Source organism: Anaerococcus tetradius ATCC 35098 (assembly GCF_000159095.1).
In the GTDB taxonomy this organism is placed as follows: Bacteria; Bacillota; Clostridia; order Tissierellales; family Peptoniphilaceae; genus Anaerococcus; species Anaerococcus tetradius.
In genome coordinates, this window is the sequence record NZ_GG666377.1 from 1 (window position 1) to 256 (window position 256).

Annotated in this window: 1 pseudogene; it reads right to left on the reverse strand. The window is 27.7% G+C overall.

The features are described 5' to 3' along the window. Window positions 1-256, reverse strand: a pseudogene (locus tag HMPREF0077_RS10865) (hypothetical protein); the annotation flags it as partial.

The window sequence follows — 256 nt, forward strand, 5'->3', positions numbered from 1 at the left end:
TTCTTTAAATCAATTATTACAGGATAATCACCAGCTCTAGAACATCTGACATTAGATTGTTTAAAGCCGTATTTAATTAGGTTATGGTTAGAGCCACAATGAGGGCAAACTTGGTCAGAATATTCTAATTTAGCTGTTAGAATTGTATATGTTACACCTTTAATGACTTTGTGGTGTATTCCATCAGAAAAATTAAGATTTTCATCTTTGATATTTAGTAAATTTGTAATAAAATAATTGTTAGACATATTTAATC